The sequence below is a fragment of the Haemophilus sp. 27098_8_127 genome, from assembly GCF_041433495.1.
Classification (GTDB): Bacteria; Pseudomonadota; Gammaproteobacteria; order Enterobacterales; family Pasteurellaceae; genus Haemophilus_D.
Genome location: NZ_JAPWBP010000002.1, coordinates 299,897 through 320,776 on the forward strand (window position 1 = coordinate 299,897; position 20,880 = coordinate 320,776).

Sequence of the window (20,880 nt, forward strand, 5' to 3'; positions counted from 1 at the left end):
TTTGACATAACATATCGATAGATGAAAATTACTATTATGTGCCTAATAAACTACAAGACAATACCTAACTGCCTAAACACCCAATTCTTAATTTGAAATTGGATAATGACTGAGAAATATATCATTAAGGCATAAAAGAAAGCATAATAATCCCCAACAAAAGATAAAAATGGAAGGCTTAAAATCAACGCAAACACTGTAATATCGAAGAAAACTACTCTTGTTCGAACATAAAAATACAATCTTGCCGAATGAAATGGTAAAAAGAAAATCCAATAGAAAATCAAACCAACAAAGTTAATTGGTAATCTTAGGATATTAGTTAAAGTAAATAACTTATCAGACAATCCATAATCAACATCCATAAACCGCTTAATAATACTAAATTTAAAATTAACGACTAAGATATTAATATTTACCCACAATACAATACTAGCGATAACGATATAGAAACTATAAATAGTTATAATACCAAAGCTTAATAAAATAACGACAATAATAGCCCCAGGCACAAAATGTGAAGCCCAAAAGTTATAGTCTTCATCTAAAGATTTTGATATAGCCAAAGCAATTATTGAAGTAATAATAAAATTATAAACTGGATTATTAACCATGTCAGATACAAGGGATATAGAGATAATCAAAATTATAAGAGGAATTATTCCTTCTATAATCATACTCTTTTCTGTTACTTGCAGAGAAGGCTTATAGATAAGAGATTTTGCATAAATAATCAACGAAGCAAGTACCCCTCCTATAATTAATATAATAAAAAAAGATGCGTATGACTGTACTAAAAACCTTAGCAATCTAATTTTCGTATTATATTCAAACCCTGTACTTTCAAACATAATATAAGGTACATAAAAAATCATTATTCCTATTAGTAATGTTGCTCTACAGATAACAGCATAAAGGAAAACATCTTGCAATCTAGGGATTTGACTTGTTATTTGGTTATATTCCCACTGATATCTAGCCTCTTCCGCCTTTGTAAAGGGAGAAATCAGAATAAGATAAAATAATGTCAATATATAACTCATTCTTTGAGATATTCTTTGATACACAGCTTTTAATATTGGCATTGGTATTTGCCTTAGCTCTGTCGTGTAATCCTCTTTATCCTTAATAAGATCCGTTGCTAATTGAACCTTATCTTGAATATAAATCAAATACTCTGGATTGCAATTCTGTGCAAACTTATAATCACTATGCCAGTTAAAATACTCTGACCATTGTTTCCAAACAAATACATTTTCAAGCCGAACATCCAGCAGCAAATTCCACATCTGCCAAGAAATATATTCTGTTTGTTCCATTGGAAGTTGATTTAAGGCAAGATAAAATCTATTCCATTGTTTTTCTAACTCTTGCTCACCTTCCATATTGATAATACGATAAACCTCATTGAGTAATGCATCAGATTCAGTATAAGTAAATTCACTAGCACCAGACTGATTAATATCTCGAATTTCGAACTCATATTGAGATTCATCATAAGGATCTTCAGGTTCATATGGTTGAATTTCTAGTGGTGCGTTTTTTGACAAATCTCCGAAAAAATCAATCGTATTTTCAGATTTAGATTTCTCGCAAAAATCTTCCTTAATATCGACTTCGTCCTCCAATTTATCAAGATAAGGTGCTATTCTTAACGCTTCATCAAAAGCGTCTCTAAGCACTTGATAACCAGTTGGATCATCATCTGGACGAGTTACTTTTAGTTTTTTAGCATAAGCACGACGAATTTCACGCTCATCTGTTGTAGGCTCAATTTCTAAAACTTCCCAACAATTCATTTATAGTATCCATCCACCGTCAAACTTGGCTAAAAACGCTTCAAAGTCTTTTTGTTCGCGTAAAATACTTACTTGATCTTGGCTATCTAATACACTTTCAAAATGAGCCAAATATTGACTTATCATATGACGATTATCACCAAGATATTCTTCATATATACGTTTGGCTTTTTCAATAAGATAAATATTTTTTTCTTGATCTCTAGGATGAATTTTTAAAGCTCTTAACCTAGCACGAGAATGCTTAATATCATCCTCGGTTAATGTAAGCGCATTTTGTTTAAAAACTTTATTTGCATTAATATTTAATTCTTGGTTAATAAGATCAACTTCCAACAACCCATTGATATCATAGCTAAATCTTGCATCAATACTAATTTCACCTGCTGGAAGAGGAGGGATTTTGATAATCATCTCACCCAATAGCAGATTTTCTCTAGCTAAAGGTGATTCACCTTGCAATATATCAAATTTGATTTCAGTTTGATTATCCAGAGCAGTAACAAAATTTTTAGAACGAGAAACTGGAACTGGCATATTACGCTCAATAATTGGACTAAAATGCCCATGAGACATACGCCCATTACCAAGATTAATTGACGTGTCAGTACCAAGAGAAAAAGGCATTACATCTGTTAAAATCACTTCATCCAAATGTTGATTACGGAAAATTAATGCAGCCTGAATTGCCGCACCTCTTGCAATAGCTTCATCAGGATTAACTCCTAACTGGGGAATTTTTTTAAACAGTTGAACAATCGAACGGCTAATCATTGGCATCCTGGTTGCCCCCCCTACGAGGATAATACCATCAATTTGTTCAGGATTTAATCGAGCATCACGTAAGGCTCGTTCTAATGGCTGGCGTAACCGAGAAAAAAGAACACTAGAAGCTTGTTGAAAATCTTCTCGAGTAATTCTTGCTTTATATTCTTTCCCTTCAAAGTTAATCGAAATATCGACCTCTGACTCTTGGCTCAATTGACGTTTAGCTATTTCAAGTGGTTGCCAAATATCTTTCTGTAAATTCAATTTTTCAATATCTGACTTAGAAAGCTCAGTGCAGCGTTGCAAGAAACAATGTTTCAAAGCTTGCAAAAAATCCTCTCCACCGAGATGATTATCCCCTGCGCTAGCAGAAACCTGAACAACACCATCAAAATAATCTAAAATTGATACATCAAAAGTACCACCACCCAAATCGTAAATAAGGAAACGAGTATTATCTGGTTTTTCCTGTAAATTATAGGCTAGTCCAGCAGCTGTTGGTTCATTAAGTAATCGCAATACATTAAGCCCAGCCATCTGTGCTGCTTGTTGTGTTGCCTGACGCTGGATTGCATTAAAATAAGCAGGTACGGTTATTACTACATCTCTAACTTCTTGTTGTAAATATGCTTCCGCATCTTCTTTTAAACTTTTTAAAATTAATGCCGAAAGCTCTTCAGCTCTAAACTGCTGATTACCTAGATGAAAACGTTTATCTGTACCCATAAAACGTTTAAATGCAGCAGCAGTATGACCTGGAGCCGTAGATAAACGTTCTCTAGCTGCAAGACCAACAAGAATAGTGCCATCCTCAGCCATACTAACAACAGATGGAGTTAAAAAATGCCCCAAACGGTTAGGAATAAGTTTAGTTTCACCATCAATAAATTGTGCAATCAGGCTATTCGTTGTACCTAGGTCTATGCCAAGCTGTAATGTAGTCATCTTGATTCCTTTATATCAAGCAAGTGAAATGAAAATCTTGCTAAATTTAACTTATTTTATAAATTAGGTAATCTATTTTTTACCTAGAATAATTAATATATTTAGATTCAGTGTCCTTAACTCTATTTATGCATCATATATAGCTGAAAGGCCGGCGTATTCTATCGTAGAATGGAGAATATGATAAGCCATTTAATTTTCATACATTCCTGACAAGACAAGATTGTATAAAAATTTCAAATCCTGTAAACTATCCTCCCGTCTTGATAGCTAATCATCTTTTTCTTTTATTTTTGACCGCACTTTTCAGTATTCTGCACAAATTTGCATAAAAGATGATTGGCTATAATCATTTTTATCCCAACATTTTAGGTCTCTCACTATGGCTACAAATTATATTTTCGTCACAGGCGGTGTGGTTTCATCGTTAGGTAAAGGTATTGCTGCAGCATCATTGGCAGCAATTTTAGAAGCACGTGGCTTAAACGTGACTATTATGAAATTAGACCCTTACATCAACGTGGACCCGGGTACAATGAGCCCAACCCAACACGGCGAAGTGTTCGTGACACAAGACGGGGCGGAAACCGATTTAGACTTAGGTCACTACGAGCGTTTTATTCGTACCAAAATGACAAAACGCAATAACTTCACCACCGGTAAAATTTACTCTGAAGTATTACGCAAAGAGCGTCGTGGTGATTATTTAGGTGCGACAATTCAAGTTATCCCGCACATCACCAATGAAATCAAAGATCGCGTGATTGCTGGTGCGCAAGGCCATGATGTGGTCATCGTGGAAGTAGGCGGAACTGTGGGTGATATTGAATCACTTCCATTCTTAGAAGCACTGCGTCAACTTGCCGTGCAAGTAGGACGTGAGCATACTATTTTTATGCACTTAACGTTAGTGCCATACATCCCGACTGCAGGTGAAGTGAAAACCAAACCAACACAACATTCTGTAAAAGAATTACTTTCGATTGGTATTCAGCCGGATGTGCTTGTCTGCCGTTCAGATCGCATGATTCCACCAAACGAGCGTGCAAAAATTGCTTTATTCTGTAACGTGCCAGAACGTGCGGTGATCTCATTAAAAGATGTGAATTCAATCTACCAAATTCCTGCGTTATTAAAATCACAAGGTTTAGATGAATTCATCTGCCAACGTTTCCACTTAGACTGTCCAGAAGCGGACCTTTCAGAATGGGAACAAGTGCTTTATCAAGAAGCGAACCCTGTAGGCGATGTGACCATCGGTATGGTCGGTAAATATACTGAATTACCAGATGCGTATAAATCAGTGAATGAAGCCTTAAAACACGCAGGTTTAAAAAACCGTTTAAGCGTGCATATCAAATATATTGACTCTCAAGATGTTGAAACCAAAGGCACTGACATATTAAAAGGCGTTGACGGTATTTTAGTACCTGGCGGCTTTGGCTATCGTGGTGTAGAAGGCAAAATTTTGACCGCAAAATATGCACGTGAAAACAATGTGCCTTACCTTGGCATTTGTTTAGGGATGCAAATTGCATTAATCGAATATGCGCGTAATGTTGCAGGTCTTGAGAAAGCGAATTCATCTGAATTTGATCGTAACTGTGAGCAACCTGTTGTTGGTTTGATTACAGAATGGCAAGATGCTGAAGGTCACATTGAAACCCGTGATGACAATTCAGATCTCGGTGGTACGATGCGTTTAGGGGCACAACAATGTCATTTAATTGAAGGCTCAAAAGCGCGTGCATTATATGGCAAAGAAACCATTGAAGAACGTCACCGTCACCGTTATGAAGTGAATAATAATCTGCTTCCACAAATTGAAAAAGCAGGTCTTAAAGTGACTGGCTTATCTGCGGATCGTAAATTAGTGGAAATCATTGAAGTACCAAACCACCCATGGTTTGTGGCATGTCAATTCCATCCTGAATTTACATCAACACCACGTGATGGCCACCCATTATTCGAAGGTTTTGTCAAAGCAGCCAGAGAAAATCAGTTAAAAACTGAAAAATAATTTACTGATAATTCAATGAACAAGTGCGGTCAAAAATCCTTGTGTTTTTGACCGCACTTTGTATTAATAGGGAATAATATCATCTGTGCCTTATTCACTCATTTAATAATGGATAACTAAAAATGAAACTTGCTGTTATTTTACCCGCATATAATGCAGAAAATTTTCTCACTGAATGTTTAGATTCATTGTTGAATCAAACCTTTAGTGATTTTTGTATTCTGGCAGTTAATGATGCTTCTACCGATAACACAGGTGACATTCTCGAAAGCTATGCGACAAAAGATGCTCGCTTACGTGTTTACCATTTACCTCAAAACCAAGGTGAACCTGCTGTCATGCAATTTGCCATGGATATGCTTAACTATATGAATGTTGAATATGTTGCACGCATGGATGCCGATGATATTTGTGTGCCACATCGTTTTGAAAAACAAGTTCAATATTTAGATGAGCATCCCGAAATTGATATTTTAGGAAGTAATGCACTGCTCTTTAATGATGGGCAAACTGATAAAATGTCTAAAGTAAGTACACTTCCTCTTTTAGATAAAGATATAAAAGCACATTTTTCTTTAGCTCGTGACAATATCATTAATCCCTCTTCAATGTGGCGACATTCTAGTATCAAGGCACTCGCGATCAATTATGCACAAACAGCCACAGCGCCCGATTTTCATATGTGGGTACAATGTGCATTACATCAAAAGAAATTTGCGAATTTACCAGAGCCATTATTGTTTTATCGGATACATCAAGGCCAAGCGAGTAAAATACATGACAAAATTAGCGAGTCTATTCAATACTCTATGGAGCTATGGATAAGTCATTTATTTCCAGAATTAACATCTAAAGAAGTCAGCTTACTAAGCCTTATATTGCACGGGAAAAGCATTAAATTACGCACTGAAGAGTTTGAAATCGCCTTTTCAGCTTATGACAAAGTGCGTTCAAATAATGAAATCTCACTATTTGGTGAAGATCGGGAAACGATGTTTAGTATTTTAGATGCACATACACAATTCTTGAAAAAGCTTTTGTATCAAAGAACGCAATAAAGCTTTTACTTCATCAGACTACTTCCCCAATCTGAATAGGATTAGGGAAATTTTTATCCGTTTTAATATCAAAGTGCGGTCATTTTTAGCCAAATTTTTTGCAATAACATCACCGTACTTTACGTATCTAACCTATTTCTCAAAAATGGCTTCGACGGTTAATTCCTTGTAGTGATAGCCCTTTTCTTGACTAAATTGCATTTCAAGTGAACCTAAATAGATCGCGAAATCTGGAGCATCAATTTTTAGTAAGTCTTTACGGATGAGTTTGAGATCTGATTCCGCCAGTTTTTTCATTGAGTCTAAATGATGTTGTTGAAAGACCTGTTTAATATGCCGATCCATATCAGTACAATATCTATCATGCTCTTCAACAAAACAAACTTCGGCTCGTTCTTTTGACTCATTCTCTTCTTTTTTCGAGCTGTTATCGTCCACTCGATAGAATTGATAGACTGGCACATGGATCCATTTTTTATACGAACTCACATCAATTGATGACCATTCAAACTCCGCTTCTCTAATCGGACTATTTTGCTGCGCCATAATGTCGCTATCATTGATACGGAAAGAATGCTCATAAACATCCAATGAAATCAGTTCATTCGCTTTTTCACCATATCTTTGTACAAAGGCTTTTCGTTTATCCTCATAATTAGAGCCGTCATAAGCCCCTAAGTCCAAACGATGGACTAAATAATCAGATACATCATCTAATTCATTCCAATCTTGGCGTTCGTTTTCTGGCATATTTTCTAAACGAGTTAAAAAATCCACATCATCACGAATTTTTCCTTGCCCATCAGATAAATTAAGCTTTGTGAGTAAATGCTCAAAACGTTCTGTTTGGCTTTGATAAGCGATTTCTTTGGGTTCCACCACCCAAGTCATGGCAAAAATTGCGGCCATTACAACGACAGAAATCAAACGATATTGACGAATTTTAGGGATGATTAAAATAGCATAAGCAATCGTAATCGCCGAGGCTAATGCCACTAAATAAATCCGTTGCTCAGTCCAAGCATAGGCACTAATTCGACGGTCAATGGCCAACCATAACAATACAATGGGCACAGTGGAAAGGTATGGAAAAAACTTAAAGAAACTGTCCCAATTTGCTTTAACACTAATACTACGTAAAGCGTAAATACCTAAACCTCCAACTAAGTAAGGCAACGCAATATTCGACACCATTCCTTTTGGCAACGCCCCTGCTAAGATAATTTTGCCCACATAAGCATAAAGTAGAACAGTAAAAATCATTAAGGTTGGCGCTAAGATAAAATTTACTAAAATTTCAACGCTACGATTTAGCGTCATCTCTGTATTTTCTTGGCGCTGTTGAAAGACCAAAAAGAACAAAGGAAGACAAAATGCGGTAATTGAGGAATAAAGATGCTTTTGAAACCATTCACTAAAATCAATATTAAATAATGCACTGATTGAAGCCAAAATTGCAGCGACCAAACCAGAGACGAGCCCCCAGCCAGCAATGGATGACGTGATGTAATATAGCGTCGTAAAATTACGATAAGTAAAGGCTTGATTGTTTCTGACAAATGGAAAACCACATAATATCAATAATACAATAAATTGAGCGCCCCAAAACTTAGAGCTATAAGCATAAAAATCAGCATTATCATTTACTTGCCAAATGGTGAAAACAGCAATGAGCGGCACAATCCACGAAAAGCGATACCAAGCATAAGGGCGAGATAAATAAATAAAGGCAAACAGCATCGGCTCAAATAGCCAATAAGCTAAATGATCTTTTTCTGAATTCATATCCACAAACCAAATCCCAAGAGCAAACGTAGCAATCATGAAGATTTCAATCGGATGAGTTGATATCGCTGATTTTATTCGTATTTTGGTTTGGTGAAAAAAAGTCGAAAGAGACATAATGATTCCTTTTTCAATGCAAGAAAGTCTCAATTAAGAATAAATAATTCGTCGTAAAATAATACGAAATTTCGTGCAACTGTAACCAACTTTTGAAGGCAATTCCACTGAAATAAAAGAAATAATTGGCGAAAAAGAGACAAAAACTTACCGCACTTGATTGAAAAATAAGATACAGATCAAAGTGCGGTCATTTTTCCAAGACAAATTTCTAAATTTGCTTTATTATATTCCCGTTTTAGGTTCGCCTAACTAATTTTAATTAACTTTAAACAGAGGAAAACAAAATGGCAAAAATCGTTAAAGTCATTGGTCGTGAAATCATCGACTCTCGTGGTAACCCAACTGTAGAAGCTGAAGTTCATCTTGAAGGTGGTTTCGTTGGTTTAGCAGCTGCTCCATCAGGTGCATCTACTGGTTCTCGTGAAGCATTAGAATTACGTGACGGCGACAAATCTCGTTTCTTAGGCAAAGGTGTATTAAAAGCGGTTGCGGCTGTAAACGGTCCTATCGCAGATGCATTAGTGGGTAAAGAAGCGTCTAACCAAGCTGAAATCGACCAAATCATGATCGATTTAGACGGTACTGAAAACAAATCTAACTTCGGTGCAAACGCAATCTTAGCGGTATCTTTAGCAAACGCAAAAGCAGCAGCTGCGTCTAAAGGTTTACCTCTTTACGCTTACATCGCAGAACTTAACGGCACGCCAGGCGTTTACTCTATGCCATTACCAATGATGAACATCATCAACGGTGGTGAGCACGCAGATAACAACGTTGATATCCAAGAATTCATGATTCAACCAGTTGGTGCGAAAACATTACGCGAAGCACTTCGTATTGGTGCTGAAGTATTCCACAACCTTGCGAAAGTATTAAAATCTAAAGGCATGAGCACTGCTGTAGGTGATGAAGGTGGTTTCGCACCTAACTTAGCATCTAACGCTGACGCTTTAGCATGTATCAAAGAAGCTGTAGAAAAAGCAGGTTATGTATTGGGTAAAGACGTGACTTTAGCAATGGACTGTGCATCTTCTGAGTTCTACAACAAAGAAACTGGCAAATACGAAATGAAAGGCGAAGGCCGTTCATTCACTTCTCAAGAGTTCACACACTATCTTGAAGAATTAACCAAACAATACCCAATCGTGTCTATCGAAGATGGTCAAGATGAATCTGACTGGGATGGTTTTGCATACCAAACTAAAGTGTTAGGTGACCGCGTTCAATTAGTGGGCGACGACTTATTCGTAACTAACACCAAAATCTTAAAAGAAGGTATCGAAAAAGGTATTGCAAACTCTATCTTAATCAAATTCAACCAAATCGGTTCTTTAACTGAAACTTTAGCAGCAATCAAAATGGCTAAAGATGCAGGTTACACCGCTGTGATCTCTCACCGTTCAGGTGAAACCGAAGATGCAACTATCGCTGATTTAGCGGTTGGTACAGCAGCAGGTCAAATCAAAACTGGTTCTATGAGCCGTTCTGACCGTATTGCGAAATACAACCAATTAATCCGTATCGAAGAAGCATTAGAACGTGCTGGCACACCAGCTCCGTTCTTAGGTTTAAAAGCGGTTAAAGGTCAAGCGTAATTCACGCTGAATTTACTATAAAATATCACCGCACTTTGCACAAAAGTGCGGTGTTTTTTTAAGGTGTTTTTATGAAGACACAATCTGATTCACTGCTTACTGAACCTTGGTTATCTTGGGCTATCGAAATTCAAAGCATTGCACAAAACGGGCTAACTTATTGCAAAAATATCTATGATATTGAACGCTATGAACGCTTGCGGGATTTGTCTGCTGAAATGCTCGCTTATAAAACAGCAATCCCAAAAGAAACCGTTAGATCACTTTTCTGCAATGAGGCAGGTTATCAAACCCCTAAAATCGATTCGCGCGCAGCTATTTTCAAAGATGATAAAATTTTATTAGTACAAGAAAATGATGGACTTTGGTCACTGCCTGGCGGCTGGATAGATGTGCTAGAAACCATTCATAGTAATACGATTAAAGAAGTACGCGAAGAAGCGGGGCTTAATGTTAAACCGACTTTCATTATTGCTATTCACGAACAACATAAACGAAATTTTCCGCCTTTTGCGCATCCTGTACTCAAAACCTTCGTCATGTGCGAACCATTAAGTGGTGAATTTCAACCAAATAGTGAAACCGTTCAATCTGCCTATTTTGCGTTGAGTGAACTGCCACCAATGAATGAAGAAAAAAATACGCCCGCACAGGTTGAACTTTGCTTTCAAGCACACCATAGTAGTCACTGGACTACACAATTTGATTAGGAAATACCATGTTACATTTAACCCTCGAAGATCAACTCTTTCTCGGTCAACCAAAACAAGTCGGCACACACTCGACAGTGCATGATCATCTGGCGGTGATGTTTGAAGATGACGGTGAAACAGGCTATTTTTATGCGTTAGATATGCGTCAAAATGCGCAGCCTATTGTCGATTGCTTACATGTTTATAACGTCGATAACACTCGCAATCACCACGAAGCACGTAAATTAGAAATCTGCTGGGATGAAAGTGGTTATTTAGCCTTATTGCTTATTAACGGCTATCCACATGCCGTATTTGATTTTGCTCATTTGATCGGCTATAACACCAACAAGCATCCTCAGCCTGACTTAATGAGCATGTGGACACACGAAGAAATCACCAATGAACGTGCAACAGCATGGCTTGGTGTCAATTCCATTAAATAGGATTAACTATGCGATTTTACCGCGGTCTTCAGCCTTTCAAGGTCATGAGTTTTGATCTTGATGACACCCTTTACGATAACAGTGACGTCATTCGTTTAGCCGAAGAACGCTTTCTTCAATGTGTGCAAGAACAGGCTCAACTGAGCGACTTCACTCTAGAATATTGGCGAGAATGGAAATGGCAACTGGCGGAGAAAGATCCCTTGATTGCTGAAGATGTGATTGCCTGGCGTGTCGAAACGTTACGGCACTTACTGACGCATCATGGTAAAAGTGCGGTTGAAATTGACCGCACTTTAGCGATTGCCATGGAAGAGTTTATTGAATGGCGACATAAAATTGATGTACCCGCAGAAAGTATTGAAGTGCTGAATCAACTGAAAGATCGCTACCCGCTTAGCGTGATTACCAATGGTAATGTAATTGCAAAACGCATTGGGTTTGAACACTTTCAGCTGAACTTACGTGGTGGAGAGCAAGGCAGAGCGAAACCTCATCAAGATTTGTTCCACCAAACCGCCCATTATTTTGGCGTAAAACCAAGTGAAATTTTACACATCGGTGATAACTTAACCACGGATGTTCAAGGCGCCATTCAAGCCGGCTGCCAAGCGGTATGGATTAATTTATCAGGCAAAAACCTCAATTCATTTACTGAAGCAAGTGTTTTGCCTACATTAGAAATCAATCATTTAACTGAATTATTAACACTTTAACCCTATGATGAAAAAGAAAAATCAAGTTCTCGTCAGCCTTTCCATTGTGGCTTTATTGGGCGGCTGCTCAGAAGAGCAAGTTCAACGAGATGTTTATAATAGCCTTGAGGATTGTTTAGCCGATTGGCAAAAAATCGAATTATGCGAAGCTGACCAATCTAATGAAAATAACAGCACCACCACAGCACATGCTGGCTCTGGCTCCTCTCTCTCGGGCAATTTAAATACACGTCCAAGCAATAATAGTGAATGGTCAGAAGACAATCAGACCGTTAAACAAACCTTAAATCCTGATGGAGCAACTCACTCTGGTGATTCAAGCAGCGCAGAGGGAACAAGCCACACGAGCTCTGCAACAGGAGAAGGACACGGCAGTATGGGTAGTGCGATTGCAGGTGCCGCAATGGGTTATATGATCGCGCGTACGATGGGCTCATTTTTAGGGCCTAGCTACAATCCAAGCAACCGTGCCGTTTCAACACCAACAGGGCAAGTTATCCAACCGCAAACCAATCGTTCTGTTGGTAAGCCTGTATTAGTAAAAGGCAATGCTGGTAGCACTTACAGCAAACCAGTTTCACGCGGTGGCTTTAAAAGCTCAAGTAGCAGCCGTAGTTCAGGCGGTTAAATATGAAACGAATCACGGGCTTTCCTACTCGTCCCAATATGGTGCAACAATTATTAGATGTGGGCTTTGATTACTATAATCTACCTTCCTCTGATGGCTCCCATTATTGGTCGGACAATGTGGCATATGAATTTACCCTAGCGGAAATCGATCGTATTGAAGACGCCACCAACGAATTGCACGCTATGTGTATGGATTTTGTTGCCGATCAAATCAAACAAGGTGATTATGCCCATTATCGCTTCACCGATTTGCAGAAAAATCTGATTGAACAAACATGGGCTAAAAACGTACCGCACTTATATGGCCGTTTTGATTTTGGTTATGACGGTGAAAACCTCAAAATGTTTGAATACAATGCCGACACCCCTACTTCCCTGCTTGAAGCTGCTGTGGTGCAATGGCAATGGTTAGAGCAAATTGAAGGCTTAGCGCATCGTGACCAATTTAATTGGATTCACGAAGAATTGCTCAATCGCTTTCAGTTTATTCAACAGCAAACAGGGCTAAAAAATTTCCATTTTAGTGCCATGCAAGAAGCGGGACGTGAAGATTGGGGCAATATTGATTACTTGGCGGATGTGGCTTACAACGCAGGTTGGCATATTCATCAGCTCGCTATTGAAGATGTGGGCTACGATAAAGACAGTCAGCAATTCCTCGATCTGAATAATCAACCTATTGATTGTTTATTTAAGCTCTACCCACTTGAATGGATGACCACGACAGAATATGCACCACACATGCTTAACTCATCCACCACCTTTATTGAACCGGCGTGGAAATTACTATTAAGCAATAAAGTGCTATTGGCGAAATTATGGCAAAAGTACCCAAATCACCCATTATTACTACCTGCTTACTTTAGTAAACATGATATTACCGATCGCCAATCAATATGGGTGAAAAAACCGACGCTGGGCCGTGAGGGGGCCAATGTTTCTTACTATGAAAAACGTAATGGTCTAGAATTTGCCGCCAAAGGTAGCGAACATTCAGCCTTTTACGATCAAGCTGGTTACATCTATCAACAAAAATTTGAACTGCCAAATTTTGATGGCATGTACCCTATGATTGGTTCTTGGGTAGTGGGTGATGTGGCATGCGGCATCGGATTAAGAGAAGATTTTACCCCAGTTACCGGCAATGATAGCCACTTTATTCCGCATTACTTTATAGAATAAAAACAACGCAAAAACTGACCGCACTTAATAGATAATAAGGAGATAAATATGTATCCATTTAGTTTTCAAAACCCTACTCGCATTGAATTTGGTCTCGATAAAGAAAAAGAGATGGGGAAATATATGCACGAATACGGTGCAAAAAAGGCCTTAATTATCTATGGTAGTGAGCGTGTCAAACAATCCGGTTTATTTGAAGATGTGGCGAAAAGCTTGCGTGAGCATGGAATTGAATACGTTGAATGTGGCGGGGTGAAAAGCAATCCGACAATCAGCAAAGTCCGTGAAGCTGTTGCAATGGCGAAAGCCTTTGGTGCAGATAGTGTGCTGAGTATCGGTGGAGGCTCTTGCCTTGATAGTGCGAAAGCAATCGCGGCTGGTGCCTGCTATGACGGTGATACTTGGGACTTCTTTAAAGGCACACCGGTGCAAAAAGCATTGATGATTTTTGATGTAATCACCCTTGCAGCAACAGGCAGTGAAATGAACTGGGGCTCAGTCATTACCAATGAAGAAACGCAGCAAAAATATTCGATTCACAACAATCATTTATTCCCGAAAGTATCGGTAATTAACCCAAAATTACAAGCGACCGTCAGCCGTGATTATTTAGTGTATTCTGCTGCGGATATTATTGCTCATTCTATTGAAGCCTACTTCACGGCGGAATATCGACCTGAAATTATTGATTTCTTAGTAGAAAGCAATATTAAAACCGTTATTCGCACCACCGAAATCTTGCTTAATGATCCACAAGATCTCAATGCACGTGGTGAATTTGCCTGGGCGGCTACACTTGCGTTAAATGGTTTAACGCATTTAGGTATCTCACCTTACGGTTTCCCAAATCATATGATTGAGCATTCCATGAGTGCGATTTCAGATGTGCCACATGGCGCAGGGCTTTCTGTGATTATGCCTGCGTGGATGCAATGGTACCAATCTCAAAGACCTGCTCAATTCAAACGCTTTGCTAAAGAAATATTTGGCTTAGATAAGGCTGAAGATGGTATTCAAGCCTTAAAAGCCTGGTTTGATAAAATCGGCACACCAACGAGTCTTGAACAACTTGGTATTGATGATGAAACCTTAGCTGAAATTATTGAAAATGCGGCTCAAACTGCAATCAGAGCGAAAGTGGAAAAAACGTATACTAAAGAAGCTATTGAAGCCATTTTCGCTTTAGCGAAATAACCTCTCATAAGAAAGAGCGGTCAAATTCCATTGTATTTTGAATTTGACCGTTCTTTTTATATTCTCAATATTTCACTTTATTGAAAAGCATGTAAAAAATAACCGCACTTTAGTTACCCAAAGTGCGGTTAATTTGAATTAAGTTTTAACGCTTAATTATAGTGAAGCTTGATCAACAGCCACACCAGCACCCATAGTTGTAGAGATGCTTACTTTCTTGATAAAGATACCTTTTGCAGTAGTTGGTTTTGCTTTGTTTAAAGCAGCCAATAATGCTTGAAGGTTTTCTTTTAATTGAACTTCAGAGAAGTTTGCTTTACCAATTGTTGTGTGGATGATACCGTTTTTATCGTTACGATAACGGATCTGACCAGATTTAGCATTTTTAACTGCTTCAGCAACGTTTGGTGTTACGGTACCAACTTTAGGGTTTGGCATTAAACCACGTGGGCCTAATACTTGACCTAATTGACCAACAACACGCATTGCATCAGGAGAAGCGATAACAACGTCAAAGTTCATTTCGCCTTTTTTGATTTGCTCTGCTAAATCTTCCATACCTACTAAATCAGCACCAGCTTCTTTAGCTGCATCTGCGTTAGCACCTTGGGTGAACACAGCTACGCGTACTTCACGACCAGTACCGTGTGGTAATACTGTTGCACCACGAACGTTTTGGTCTGATTTACGAGGATCGATACCTAAGTTTACTGCAACGTCAACACTTTCAACGAATTTAGCGGTTGCGAATTGTTTTAATAACGCGATTGCTTCGTTGATTTCGTATGCTTTAGTAGAATCTACGCCAGCTTTGATTGCTTTCATTTTTTTAGTCAATTTAGCCATCGTATTATTCCTCCACCACTAAGCCCATTGAGCGAGCAGTACCAGCAATTGATTTCATTTTAGTTTCGATAGTCGCGCCAGTCATATCTGCTGCTTTAGTTTCTGCGATTTGACGAACTTGATCTAAAGTTACTTTACCCACTTTATCTTTGTTCGGTTTACCAGAACCAGATTTGATACCCGCAGCTTTTTTCAATAATACTGCTGCTGGTGGAGTTTTAGTAATGAAAGTGAATGAACGGTCTGCATATACAGTGATAACAACTGGAATTGGTAAACCTTTTTCAATGCTCTCAGTACGAGCGTTGAATGCTTTACAGAATTCCATAATGTTCACACCTTGTTGACCTAATGCAGGACCAACTGGTGGTGATGGGTTTGCCATACCAGCTGCAACTTGCAACTTAACGTATGCTTGGACTTTTTTTGCCATTTTTTAGTTTCCTCTAAATGGGTGATAACGCCGAAATCGGCTCCCCTGTTAATGAAAGGCTGTATTTTAATTAATCAGCCTCGAAATTTCAAGTAGAAAAACTACTCGAAAAACAACCGCACTTTATTGTTTAAGTGCGGTCATTAAATCTCTTGTTTTGGAAAAAGGAAATTAACGTGTTTTTTCCACTTGACCAAATTCAAGCTCAACTGGTGTTGCACGACCGAAGATAGATACAGACACTTTTAAGCGGCCTTTTTCGTAATCTACTTCTTCAACCGTACCATTAAAGTCTGCGAATGGACCTTCTGTCACACGCACCTCTTCACCTGGTTGATATTCTTTACGATGACGTGGTTTTTCAGCACTTTGCTCTAAACGATTTAAAATTAAATCCGCTTCACGTTTAGAAATTGGTGCTGGTTTATCTGGTGTACCACCGATAAAGCCCATTACACGTGGTACGCTTTTCACTAAGTGCCATGTGTCATCGTTCATTGCCATTTCAACTAATACATAGCCAGGGAAGAATTTACGTTCGCTTTTACGACGTTTACCTGCTACGTTTTCAACGACTTCTTCAGTCGGCACTAACACTTCGCCAAACTGATCTTCCATTTGTTGTTGTTTGATATATTCACGCAATGTGATTGCAACACGACTCTCAAAGCCTGAGAATGCTTGCAATACATACCAACGTTTTTTGGATACGTTTTCAGTTTCGCTCATTTTAGAATCTCAAATCAGTTAAGAAGTTAATCAATGCAATGATAATTGAATCAATTGCCCAGAAGAATAAAGAAGTAAGCACCGTTACCGCAATAACGATTAAAGTTGTTTGACGTGTTTCTGCACGAGTTGGCCATACCACTTTACGACCTTCAACTTTTGCTTCGCTAAAGAATGTACGAGCTTTTGTACCTTGGTTAGTAATTGCAGCGAAACCAAAGGCAATTAATAAGGCGACAACTACGCCAACTACACGCACAGGTAAAGAAAAGACTTCTTTAAAATAAACGTTACCAATTGCTGCTGCGGTAAAAAATGCCACAGAAAGAATCCAAAGAAGCGTGTTTAAGCCTTTTGATTTTCCTTCTACGACTTGTTCTTGGTCGTGTTTCTTTTTCTCAACAATTTCAGTTGCCATAATTGAATCCGTATAAAATAAGGGATAAATAATTTTTAGATTAATTTCAGAACGTGCGATTGTAGCATTTTCTTTCGGAATTGCCTATGAAAAATGTCAGAAAAAACAACCGCACTTTCTGTTAATTTTTATATTCGAGTTTTGGTGGTTTGTTGTCAACGATCGTTTCTTCATCCACAATCACTTTTTTCAAGTTTTCGATTGAAGGTAAATCATACATCGTATCTAACAATACAGCCTCAACAATTGAGCGTAAACCACGCGCACCGGTTTTACGTTCAAGAGCTTTTTTCGCCATCGCTTTCAATGCTTCTGGTGTAAATTCAAGCTCTACATCTTCTAAGCCAAATAATGCTTGATATTGTTTGGTCAGTGCATTTTTCGGTTGAGTAAGGATCTGAATCAACGCTTCTTCATCTAATTCGCTTAATGGCGCAATCATTGGAAGACGACCAATAAATTCTGGAATCAAACCAAATTTCATTAAATCATCTGGCTCAACTTGACGGAATAATTCAGAAAGATTTTCTTTCTCTTCTTCCTTCTCTACTTTCGCATCAAAACCAATTCCAGTATCAGTTTGTGTACGCTTACCGATAATTTTATCTAAGCCGGCAAATGCCCCACCACAAATAAAGAGGATTTTTGAGGTGTCCACTTTCAACATTTCTTGTTGAGGATGTTTACGTCCACCTTGTGGCGGTACAGACGCAATAGTGCCTTCAATTAATTTCAACAAGGCTTGTTGCACACCTTCACCAGACACATCTCGAGTAATAGATGCGCCTTCTGATTTACGGCTAATTTTATCAATTTCATCAATATAGATAATGCCCTGCTCTGCTTTTTCTGTATCGTAATCGCAGTTTTGCAATAATTTTTGCAGCACATTTTCCACGTCTTCGCCCACATAACCCGCTTCAGTTAACGTCGTCGCATCAGCCATAGCAAAAGGCACATTTAAACGACGCGCCAAGGTTTGTGCTAATAAGGTTTTACCGCTACCTGTTGGACCAATTAACAAGATGTTACTTTTACCTAATTCCACATCATTGCTTTGGTGGTTCGTGCGTAAGCGTTTATAGTGATTGTAAACCGCCACTGACAAGACCTTTTTCGCATAATCTTGCCCAATCACATAATCATCTAAGTGAGCACGAATTTCGTGTGGGGTTGGTAATTTTTCTTCAACTGCCAGTTCGCTAGGTGTTTCGATTTCACCACTGTCGTCTAACATACTGTGGCAAAGCTCGATACACTCGTTACAAATATAACCATCTGTACCCGCAATTAATTTACCTACTTCACTTTTTTCTCTTCCGCAGAAAGAACAGTGAAGATCGTTATCATTTGTTGTCATGTTAAATCCTTAACGTTTAATCAACACATCGTCCACTAAGCCGTAAGCTTTTGCTTCTTCTGCCGACATAAAGTTGTCACGATCGGTGTCTTTTTCGATACGTTCAATACTTTGACCAGTATGGAAAGCAAGACGCTCGTTTAAGGTTTGTTTAATTTTTAAAATTTCTTGTGCGTGGATCTGAATATCTGATGCTTGTCCACGGAAACCACCTAACGGTTGGTGAATCATCACTCGTGCATTCGGTAATGCCGCACGTTTTCCTGCTGCACCTCCTGCAAGTAAAAATGCGCCCATTGAGCAAGCTTGACCAATGCAAAGAGTACGCACATCCGGTTTAATAAATTGCATGGTATCGTAAATTGCCATACCCGCAGTCACTGAACCGCCTGGTGAGTTAATATAAATATTGATATCTTTTTTCGGATCTTCTGATTCTAAGAAAAGTAGCTGTGCCACGATCAAATTTGCCATACGATCTTCCACTTCACCACTTAAGAAGATCACGCGCTCTTTTAATAGGCGGGAATAAATGTCATACGAACGTTCACCACGAGAGGTTTGTTCGACAACCATAGGAATTACACTCATTTTTGCCCCTAAATATGTGCTAAAAAATCGGGCAATATTCTACCCGAAAATCAGTAAAAACAAAATGCGGTCGCTTTTCATTGAAAAAAACGACCGCACTTTTCGATGATATACCTGTGAATTTAATTCACGTTCTATCAATTATTATGCTTGTGGATTCATGATCTCATCAAATGAAGACGCTTTTTCAGTCACTTGAGCTTTAGCAAGAACGGCATCAACTGCTTGTTCTTCTAATACTACGTTGCGAATGTTGTTCATTAACTCTTCATTTTTGCTGTAATATTCAACTACTTCAGCTGGTTGTTCGTAAGCAGAAGCGATATCCGCGATCATTGCTTTCGCACGTTCTTCATCCGCTTTCAATTCGTTTGATTTGATCACTTCAGAGAATAATAAACCGACTTGAACACGACGTTTTGCATCCGCTTCAAATAATTCACGTGGTAATTGTGCCGCTTGTTGTGCATTGCCACCGAAACGTTGTGCTGCTTGGTTACGTAATACATTGATTTCTTCTTCTACTGCAGAAGCTGGAACATCAATTGGGTTTTGTTCGATTAAACCGTTGATGACTTGTTGTTTAACGCGAGAAACTAATGCGTTTTTCAATTCACGTTCCATGTTTTTACGGATTTCTGCACGTAAATCTGCCACAGTTTTGGTGTTTGGACCAAATTTAGCAACGAATTCATCAGTTAATTCTGGTAATTCCATTTCTTCTACTTTTTTCAAGGTGATCGCAAATTTTGCATCTTTACCTTTTAAGTTTTCAGAATGGTATTCCGCTGGGAAAGTCACATTGATATCAAATTGTTCGCCTGCTTTGTGGCCTACGATGCCCTCTTCAAAACCAGGGATCATACGACCTTGGCCCATGAATAGAACGAAATCAGTTGCTTTACCACCTTCGAACTCTTCGCCATCAACATAACCAACGAAGTCGATGGTTACGCGAGAATCTGCTTTCGCTGCGGCTTTGCTTTCAACCCAAGTGGCTTGTTGTTTACGTAATACCTCAATCATTTTATCGATATCAACTTCAGTGATTTCAACAGTTGGTTTCTCAACTTTGATATTTTCTAAGCCTTTTAATTCAACTTCTGGGTATACTTCGAAAGTTGCAGTGAATGATAAATCTTTACCAGGTTCGAATGTTTCAATAGCGAAAGTTGGACGACCTGCGATGTTGATTTTCTCAGCGATGACTGCATCAAAGAAATGACGTGGTAATAAATCGTTTAATACATCTTGACGAATTGATGCGCCAAAACGTTGTTCAATGATGTGAGCTGGCACGTGACCTTTACGGAAACCATCAACACGTACATTTTTTGCTGCACGTTTGAATTCTTCACGAGTTGCTTTTTCTACAGCTTCAGCTGGAACGGTGATCGTCACACGACGCTCTAAACCTTGAGTTGTTTCAATATTTAATGACATTTGTAACCTCAATTAATGTTGCACTCGGTAAAAACCACACCGAACACGTTATTGTTTGTAAAAATAAAAAACTGCCAAATTATAGCGAAAGAAAATCAAACAGTCGATAG

At 38.5% G+C, this 20,880-nt stretch carries 19 protein-coding genes; 9 read left to right on the forward strand and 10 right to left on the reverse strand.

What is annotated here, in order from left to right; all coding sequences use genetic code 11:
• Positions 1 to 50: 50 nt before the first annotated feature.
• Both O3746_RS04080 and O3746_RS04085 read right to left on the reverse strand, forming a co-directional pair.
• The gene (locus O3746_RS04080; protein ID WP_294838277.1) at positions 51 to 1,799 is read right to left on the reverse strand and encodes a J domain-containing protein; all 1,749 of its coding nucleotides are present in this window, start codon (positions 1,797 to 1,799) and stop codon (positions 51 to 53) included.
• Complete coding sequence (locus tag O3746_RS04085) at positions 1,800 to 3,512, reverse strand: molecular chaperone HscC (RefSeq protein WP_197545947.1); 1,713 nt, start codon at positions 3,510 to 3,512, stop codon at positions 1,800 to 1,802. It abuts the gene before it with no gap.
• A gap of 382 nt (positions 3,513 to 3,894) precedes the next feature.
• Here O3746_RS04085 and pyrG point away from each other — a divergent pair, with 382 nt between their 5' ends.
• On the forward strand, positions 3,895 to 5,532 hold the full coding sequence (gene pyrG / locus O3746_RS04090) for a glutamine hydrolyzing CTP synthase (RefSeq protein ID WP_371447851.1): 1,638 nt from the start codon (positions 3,895 to 3,897) through the stop codon (positions 5,530 to 5,532).
• Between the two features lie 122 nt (positions 5,533 to 5,654).
• Positions 5,655 to 6,590 carry a glycosyltransferase family 2 protein gene (locus O3746_RS04095; protein WP_371447852.1) on the forward strand — a complete coding sequence of 312 codons (936 nt, stop codon included), beginning with the start codon at positions 5,655 to 5,657 and terminating at the stop codon, positions 6,588 to 6,590.
• Positions 6,591 to 6,722: 132 nt separating this feature from the next.
• On the opposite strand, the gene O3746_RS04100 is transcribed toward O3746_RS04095, so the two are convergent.
• The gene (locus O3746_RS04100; protein WP_371447853.1) at positions 6,723 to 8,414 is read right to left on the reverse strand and encodes a DUF4153 domain-containing protein; all 1,692 of its coding nucleotides are present in this window, start codon (positions 8,412 to 8,414) and stop codon (positions 6,723 to 6,725) included.
• A 365-nt stretch (positions 8,415 to 8,779) separates the two neighbouring features.
• Here O3746_RS04100 and eno point away from each other — a divergent pair, with 365 nt between their 5' ends.
• From eno to O3746_RS04135, 7 genes are all read left to right on the forward strand, one after another.
• The gene (gene eno / locus O3746_RS04105) at positions 8,780 to 10,090 is read left to right on the forward strand and encodes a phosphopyruvate hydratase (RefSeq protein ID WP_005627703.1); all 1,311 of its coding nucleotides are present in this window, start codon (positions 8,780 to 8,782) and stop codon (positions 10,088 to 10,090) included.
• Between the two features lie 71 nt (positions 10,091 to 10,161).
• Positions 10,162 to 10,800 carry an NUDIX hydrolase N-terminal domain-containing protein gene (locus O3746_RS04110; RefSeq protein WP_371447854.1) on the forward strand — a complete coding sequence of 213 codons (639 nt, stop codon included), beginning with the start codon at positions 10,162 to 10,164 and terminating at the stop codon, positions 10,798 to 10,800.
• An 8-nt stretch (positions 10,801 to 10,808) separates the two neighbouring features.
• A complete protein-coding gene (locus O3746_RS04115) occupies positions 10,809 to 11,228 on the forward strand; it encodes a DUF2251 domain-containing protein (RefSeq protein ID WP_371447855.1) in 420 nt (139 codons plus the stop codon).
• Positions 11,229 to 11,236: 8 nt separating this feature from the next.
• On the forward strand, positions 11,237 to 11,944 hold the full coding sequence (locus O3746_RS04120) for an HAD-IA family hydrolase (protein ID WP_070590071.1): 708 nt from the start codon (positions 11,237 to 11,239) through the stop codon (positions 11,942 to 11,944).
• 7 nt (positions 11,945 to 11,951) lie between these two features.
• Positions 11,952 to 12,572: a hypothetical protein gene (locus tag O3746_RS04125; protein WP_371447875.1), complete on the forward strand. Its 621-nt coding sequence runs from the start codon at positions 11,952 to 11,954 to the stop codon at positions 12,570 to 12,572.
• A 2-nt stretch (positions 12,573 to 12,574) separates the two neighbouring features.
• The gene (locus O3746_RS04130; RefSeq protein WP_371447856.1) at positions 12,575 to 13,756 is read left to right on the forward strand and encodes a glutathionylspermidine synthase family protein; all 1,182 of its coding nucleotides are present in this window, start codon (positions 12,575 to 12,577) and stop codon (positions 13,754 to 13,756) included.
• Positions 13,757 to 13,804: 48 nt separating this feature from the next.
• Entirely contained in the window at positions 13,805 to 14,950 is a 1,146-nt protein-coding gene (locus O3746_RS04135) for an iron-containing alcohol dehydrogenase (RefSeq protein ID WP_371447857.1), read from the forward strand.
• A 156-nt stretch (positions 14,951 to 15,106) separates the two neighbouring features.
• On the opposite strand, the gene rplA is transcribed toward O3746_RS04135, so the two are convergent.
• The 7 genes from rplA to tig all read right to left on the reverse strand — a co-directional run bounded on the left by rplA (position 15,107) and on the right by tig (position 20,770).
• On the reverse strand, positions 15,107 to 15,796 hold the full coding sequence (gene rplA / locus O3746_RS04140) for a 50S ribosomal protein L1 (RefSeq protein WP_005695230.1): 690 nt from the start codon (positions 15,794 to 15,796) through the stop codon (positions 15,107 to 15,109).
• A 4-nt stretch (positions 15,797 to 15,800) separates the two neighbouring features.
• Complete coding sequence (gene rplK / locus O3746_RS04145; RefSeq protein WP_005695228.1) at positions 15,801 to 16,229, reverse strand: 50S ribosomal protein L11; 429 nt, start codon at positions 16,227 to 16,229, stop codon at positions 15,801 to 15,803.
• Between the two features lie 171 nt (positions 16,230 to 16,400).
• On the reverse strand, positions 16,401 to 16,958 hold the full coding sequence (gene nusG, locus O3746_RS04150; protein WP_005695227.1) for a transcription termination/antitermination protein NusG: 558 nt from the start codon (positions 16,956 to 16,958) through the stop codon (positions 16,401 to 16,403).
• Position 16,959: 1 nt separating this feature from the next.
• Positions 16,960 to 17,376, reverse strand: a complete 417-nt coding sequence (gene secE, locus O3746_RS04155) for a preprotein translocase subunit SecE (protein ID WP_070868343.1) — start codon at positions 17,374 to 17,376, stop codon at positions 16,960 to 16,962.
• Between the two features lie 121 nt (positions 17,377 to 17,497).
• Positions 17,498 to 18,736 carry an ATP-dependent protease ATP-binding subunit ClpX gene (gene clpX / locus O3746_RS04160; RefSeq protein ID WP_371447858.1) on the reverse strand — a complete coding sequence of 413 codons (1,239 nt, stop codon included), beginning with the start codon at positions 18,734 to 18,736 and terminating at the stop codon, positions 17,498 to 17,500.
• A 9-nt stretch (positions 18,737 to 18,745) separates the two neighbouring features.
• Positions 18,746 to 19,327 carry an ATP-dependent Clp endopeptidase proteolytic subunit ClpP gene (clpP, locus tag O3746_RS04165; protein WP_049364030.1) on the reverse strand — a complete coding sequence of 194 codons (582 nt, stop codon included), beginning with the start codon at positions 19,325 to 19,327 and terminating at the stop codon, positions 18,746 to 18,748.
• Positions 19,328 to 19,471: 144 nt separating this feature from the next.
• Positions 19,472 to 20,770: a trigger factor gene (gene tig, locus O3746_RS04170; RefSeq protein WP_371447859.1), complete on the reverse strand. Its 1,299-nt coding sequence runs from the start codon at positions 20,768 to 20,770 to the stop codon at positions 19,472 to 19,474.
• Positions 20,771 to 20,880 lie beyond the last annotated feature (110 nt).

What these genes read in the sequence shown, in the direction of transcription:
- O3746_RS04080 (WP_294838277.1), bottom strand. Translation starts at nt 1,799, where the DNA reads ATGAATTGTTGGGAAGTTTTAGAAATTGAGCCTACAACAGATGAGCGT.
- O3746_RS04085 (WP_197545947.1), bottom strand. Translation starts at nt 3,512, where the DNA reads ATGACTACATTACAGCTTGGCATAGACCTAGGTACAACGAATAGCCTG.
- pyrG (WP_371447851.1), top strand. Translation starts at nt 3,895, where the DNA reads ATGGCTACAAATTATATTTTCGTCACAGGCGGTGTGGTTTCATCGTTA.
- O3746_RS04095 (WP_371447852.1), top strand. Translation starts at nt 5,655, where the DNA reads ATGAAACTTGCTGTTATTTTACCCGCATATAATGCAGAAAATTTTCTC.
- O3746_RS04100 (WP_371447853.1), bottom strand. Translation starts at nt 8,414, where the DNA reads ATGATTGCTACGTTTGCTCTTGGGATTTGGTTTGTGGATATGAATTCA.
- eno (WP_005627703.1), top strand. Translation starts at nt 8,780, where the DNA reads ATGGCAAAAATCGTTAAAGTCATTGGTCGTGAAATCATCGACTCTCGT.
- O3746_RS04110 (WP_371447854.1), top strand. Translation starts at nt 10,162, where the DNA reads ATGAAGACACAATCTGATTCACTGCTTACTGAACCTTGGTTATCTTGG.
- O3746_RS04115 (WP_371447855.1), top strand. Translation starts at nt 10,809, where the DNA reads ATGTTACATTTAACCCTCGAAGATCAACTCTTTCTCGGTCAACCAAAA.
- O3746_RS04120 (WP_070590071.1), top strand. Translation starts at nt 11,237, where the DNA reads ATGCGATTTTACCGCGGTCTTCAGCCTTTCAAGGTCATGAGTTTTGAT.
- O3746_RS04125 (WP_371447875.1), top strand. Translation starts at nt 11,952, where the DNA reads ATGAAAAAGAAAAATCAAGTTCTCGTCAGCCTTTCCATTGTGGCTTTA.
- O3746_RS04130 (WP_371447856.1), top strand. Translation starts at nt 12,575, where the DNA reads ATGAAACGAATCACGGGCTTTCCTACTCGTCCCAATATGGTGCAACAA.
- O3746_RS04135 (WP_371447857.1), top strand. Translation starts at nt 13,805, where the DNA reads ATGTATCCATTTAGTTTTCAAAACCCTACTCGCATTGAATTTGGTCTC.
- rplA (WP_005695230.1), bottom strand. Translation starts at nt 15,796, where the DNA reads ATGGCTAAATTGACTAAAAAAATGAAAGCAATCAAAGCTGGCGTAGAT.
- rplK (WP_005695228.1), bottom strand. Translation starts at nt 16,229, where the DNA reads ATGGCAAAAAAAGTCCAAGCATACGTTAAGTTGCAAGTTGCAGCTGGT.
- nusG (WP_005695227.1), bottom strand. Translation starts at nt 16,958, where the DNA reads ATGAGCGAAACTGAAAACGTATCCAAAAAACGTTGGTATGTATTGCAA.
- secE (WP_070868343.1), bottom strand. Translation starts at nt 17,376, where the DNA reads ATGGCAACTGAAATTGTTGAGAAAAAGAAACACGACCAAGAACAAGTC.
- clpX (WP_371447858.1), bottom strand. Translation starts at nt 18,736, where the DNA reads ATGACAACAAATGATAACGATCTTCACTGTTCTTTCTGCGGAAGAGAA.
- clpP (WP_049364030.1), bottom strand. Translation starts at nt 19,327, where the DNA reads ATGAGTGTAATTCCTATGGTTGTCGAACAAACCTCTCGTGGTGAACGT.
- tig (WP_371447859.1), bottom strand. Translation starts at nt 20,770, where the DNA reads ATGTCATTAAATATTGAAACAACTCAAGGTTTAGAGCGTCGTGTGACG.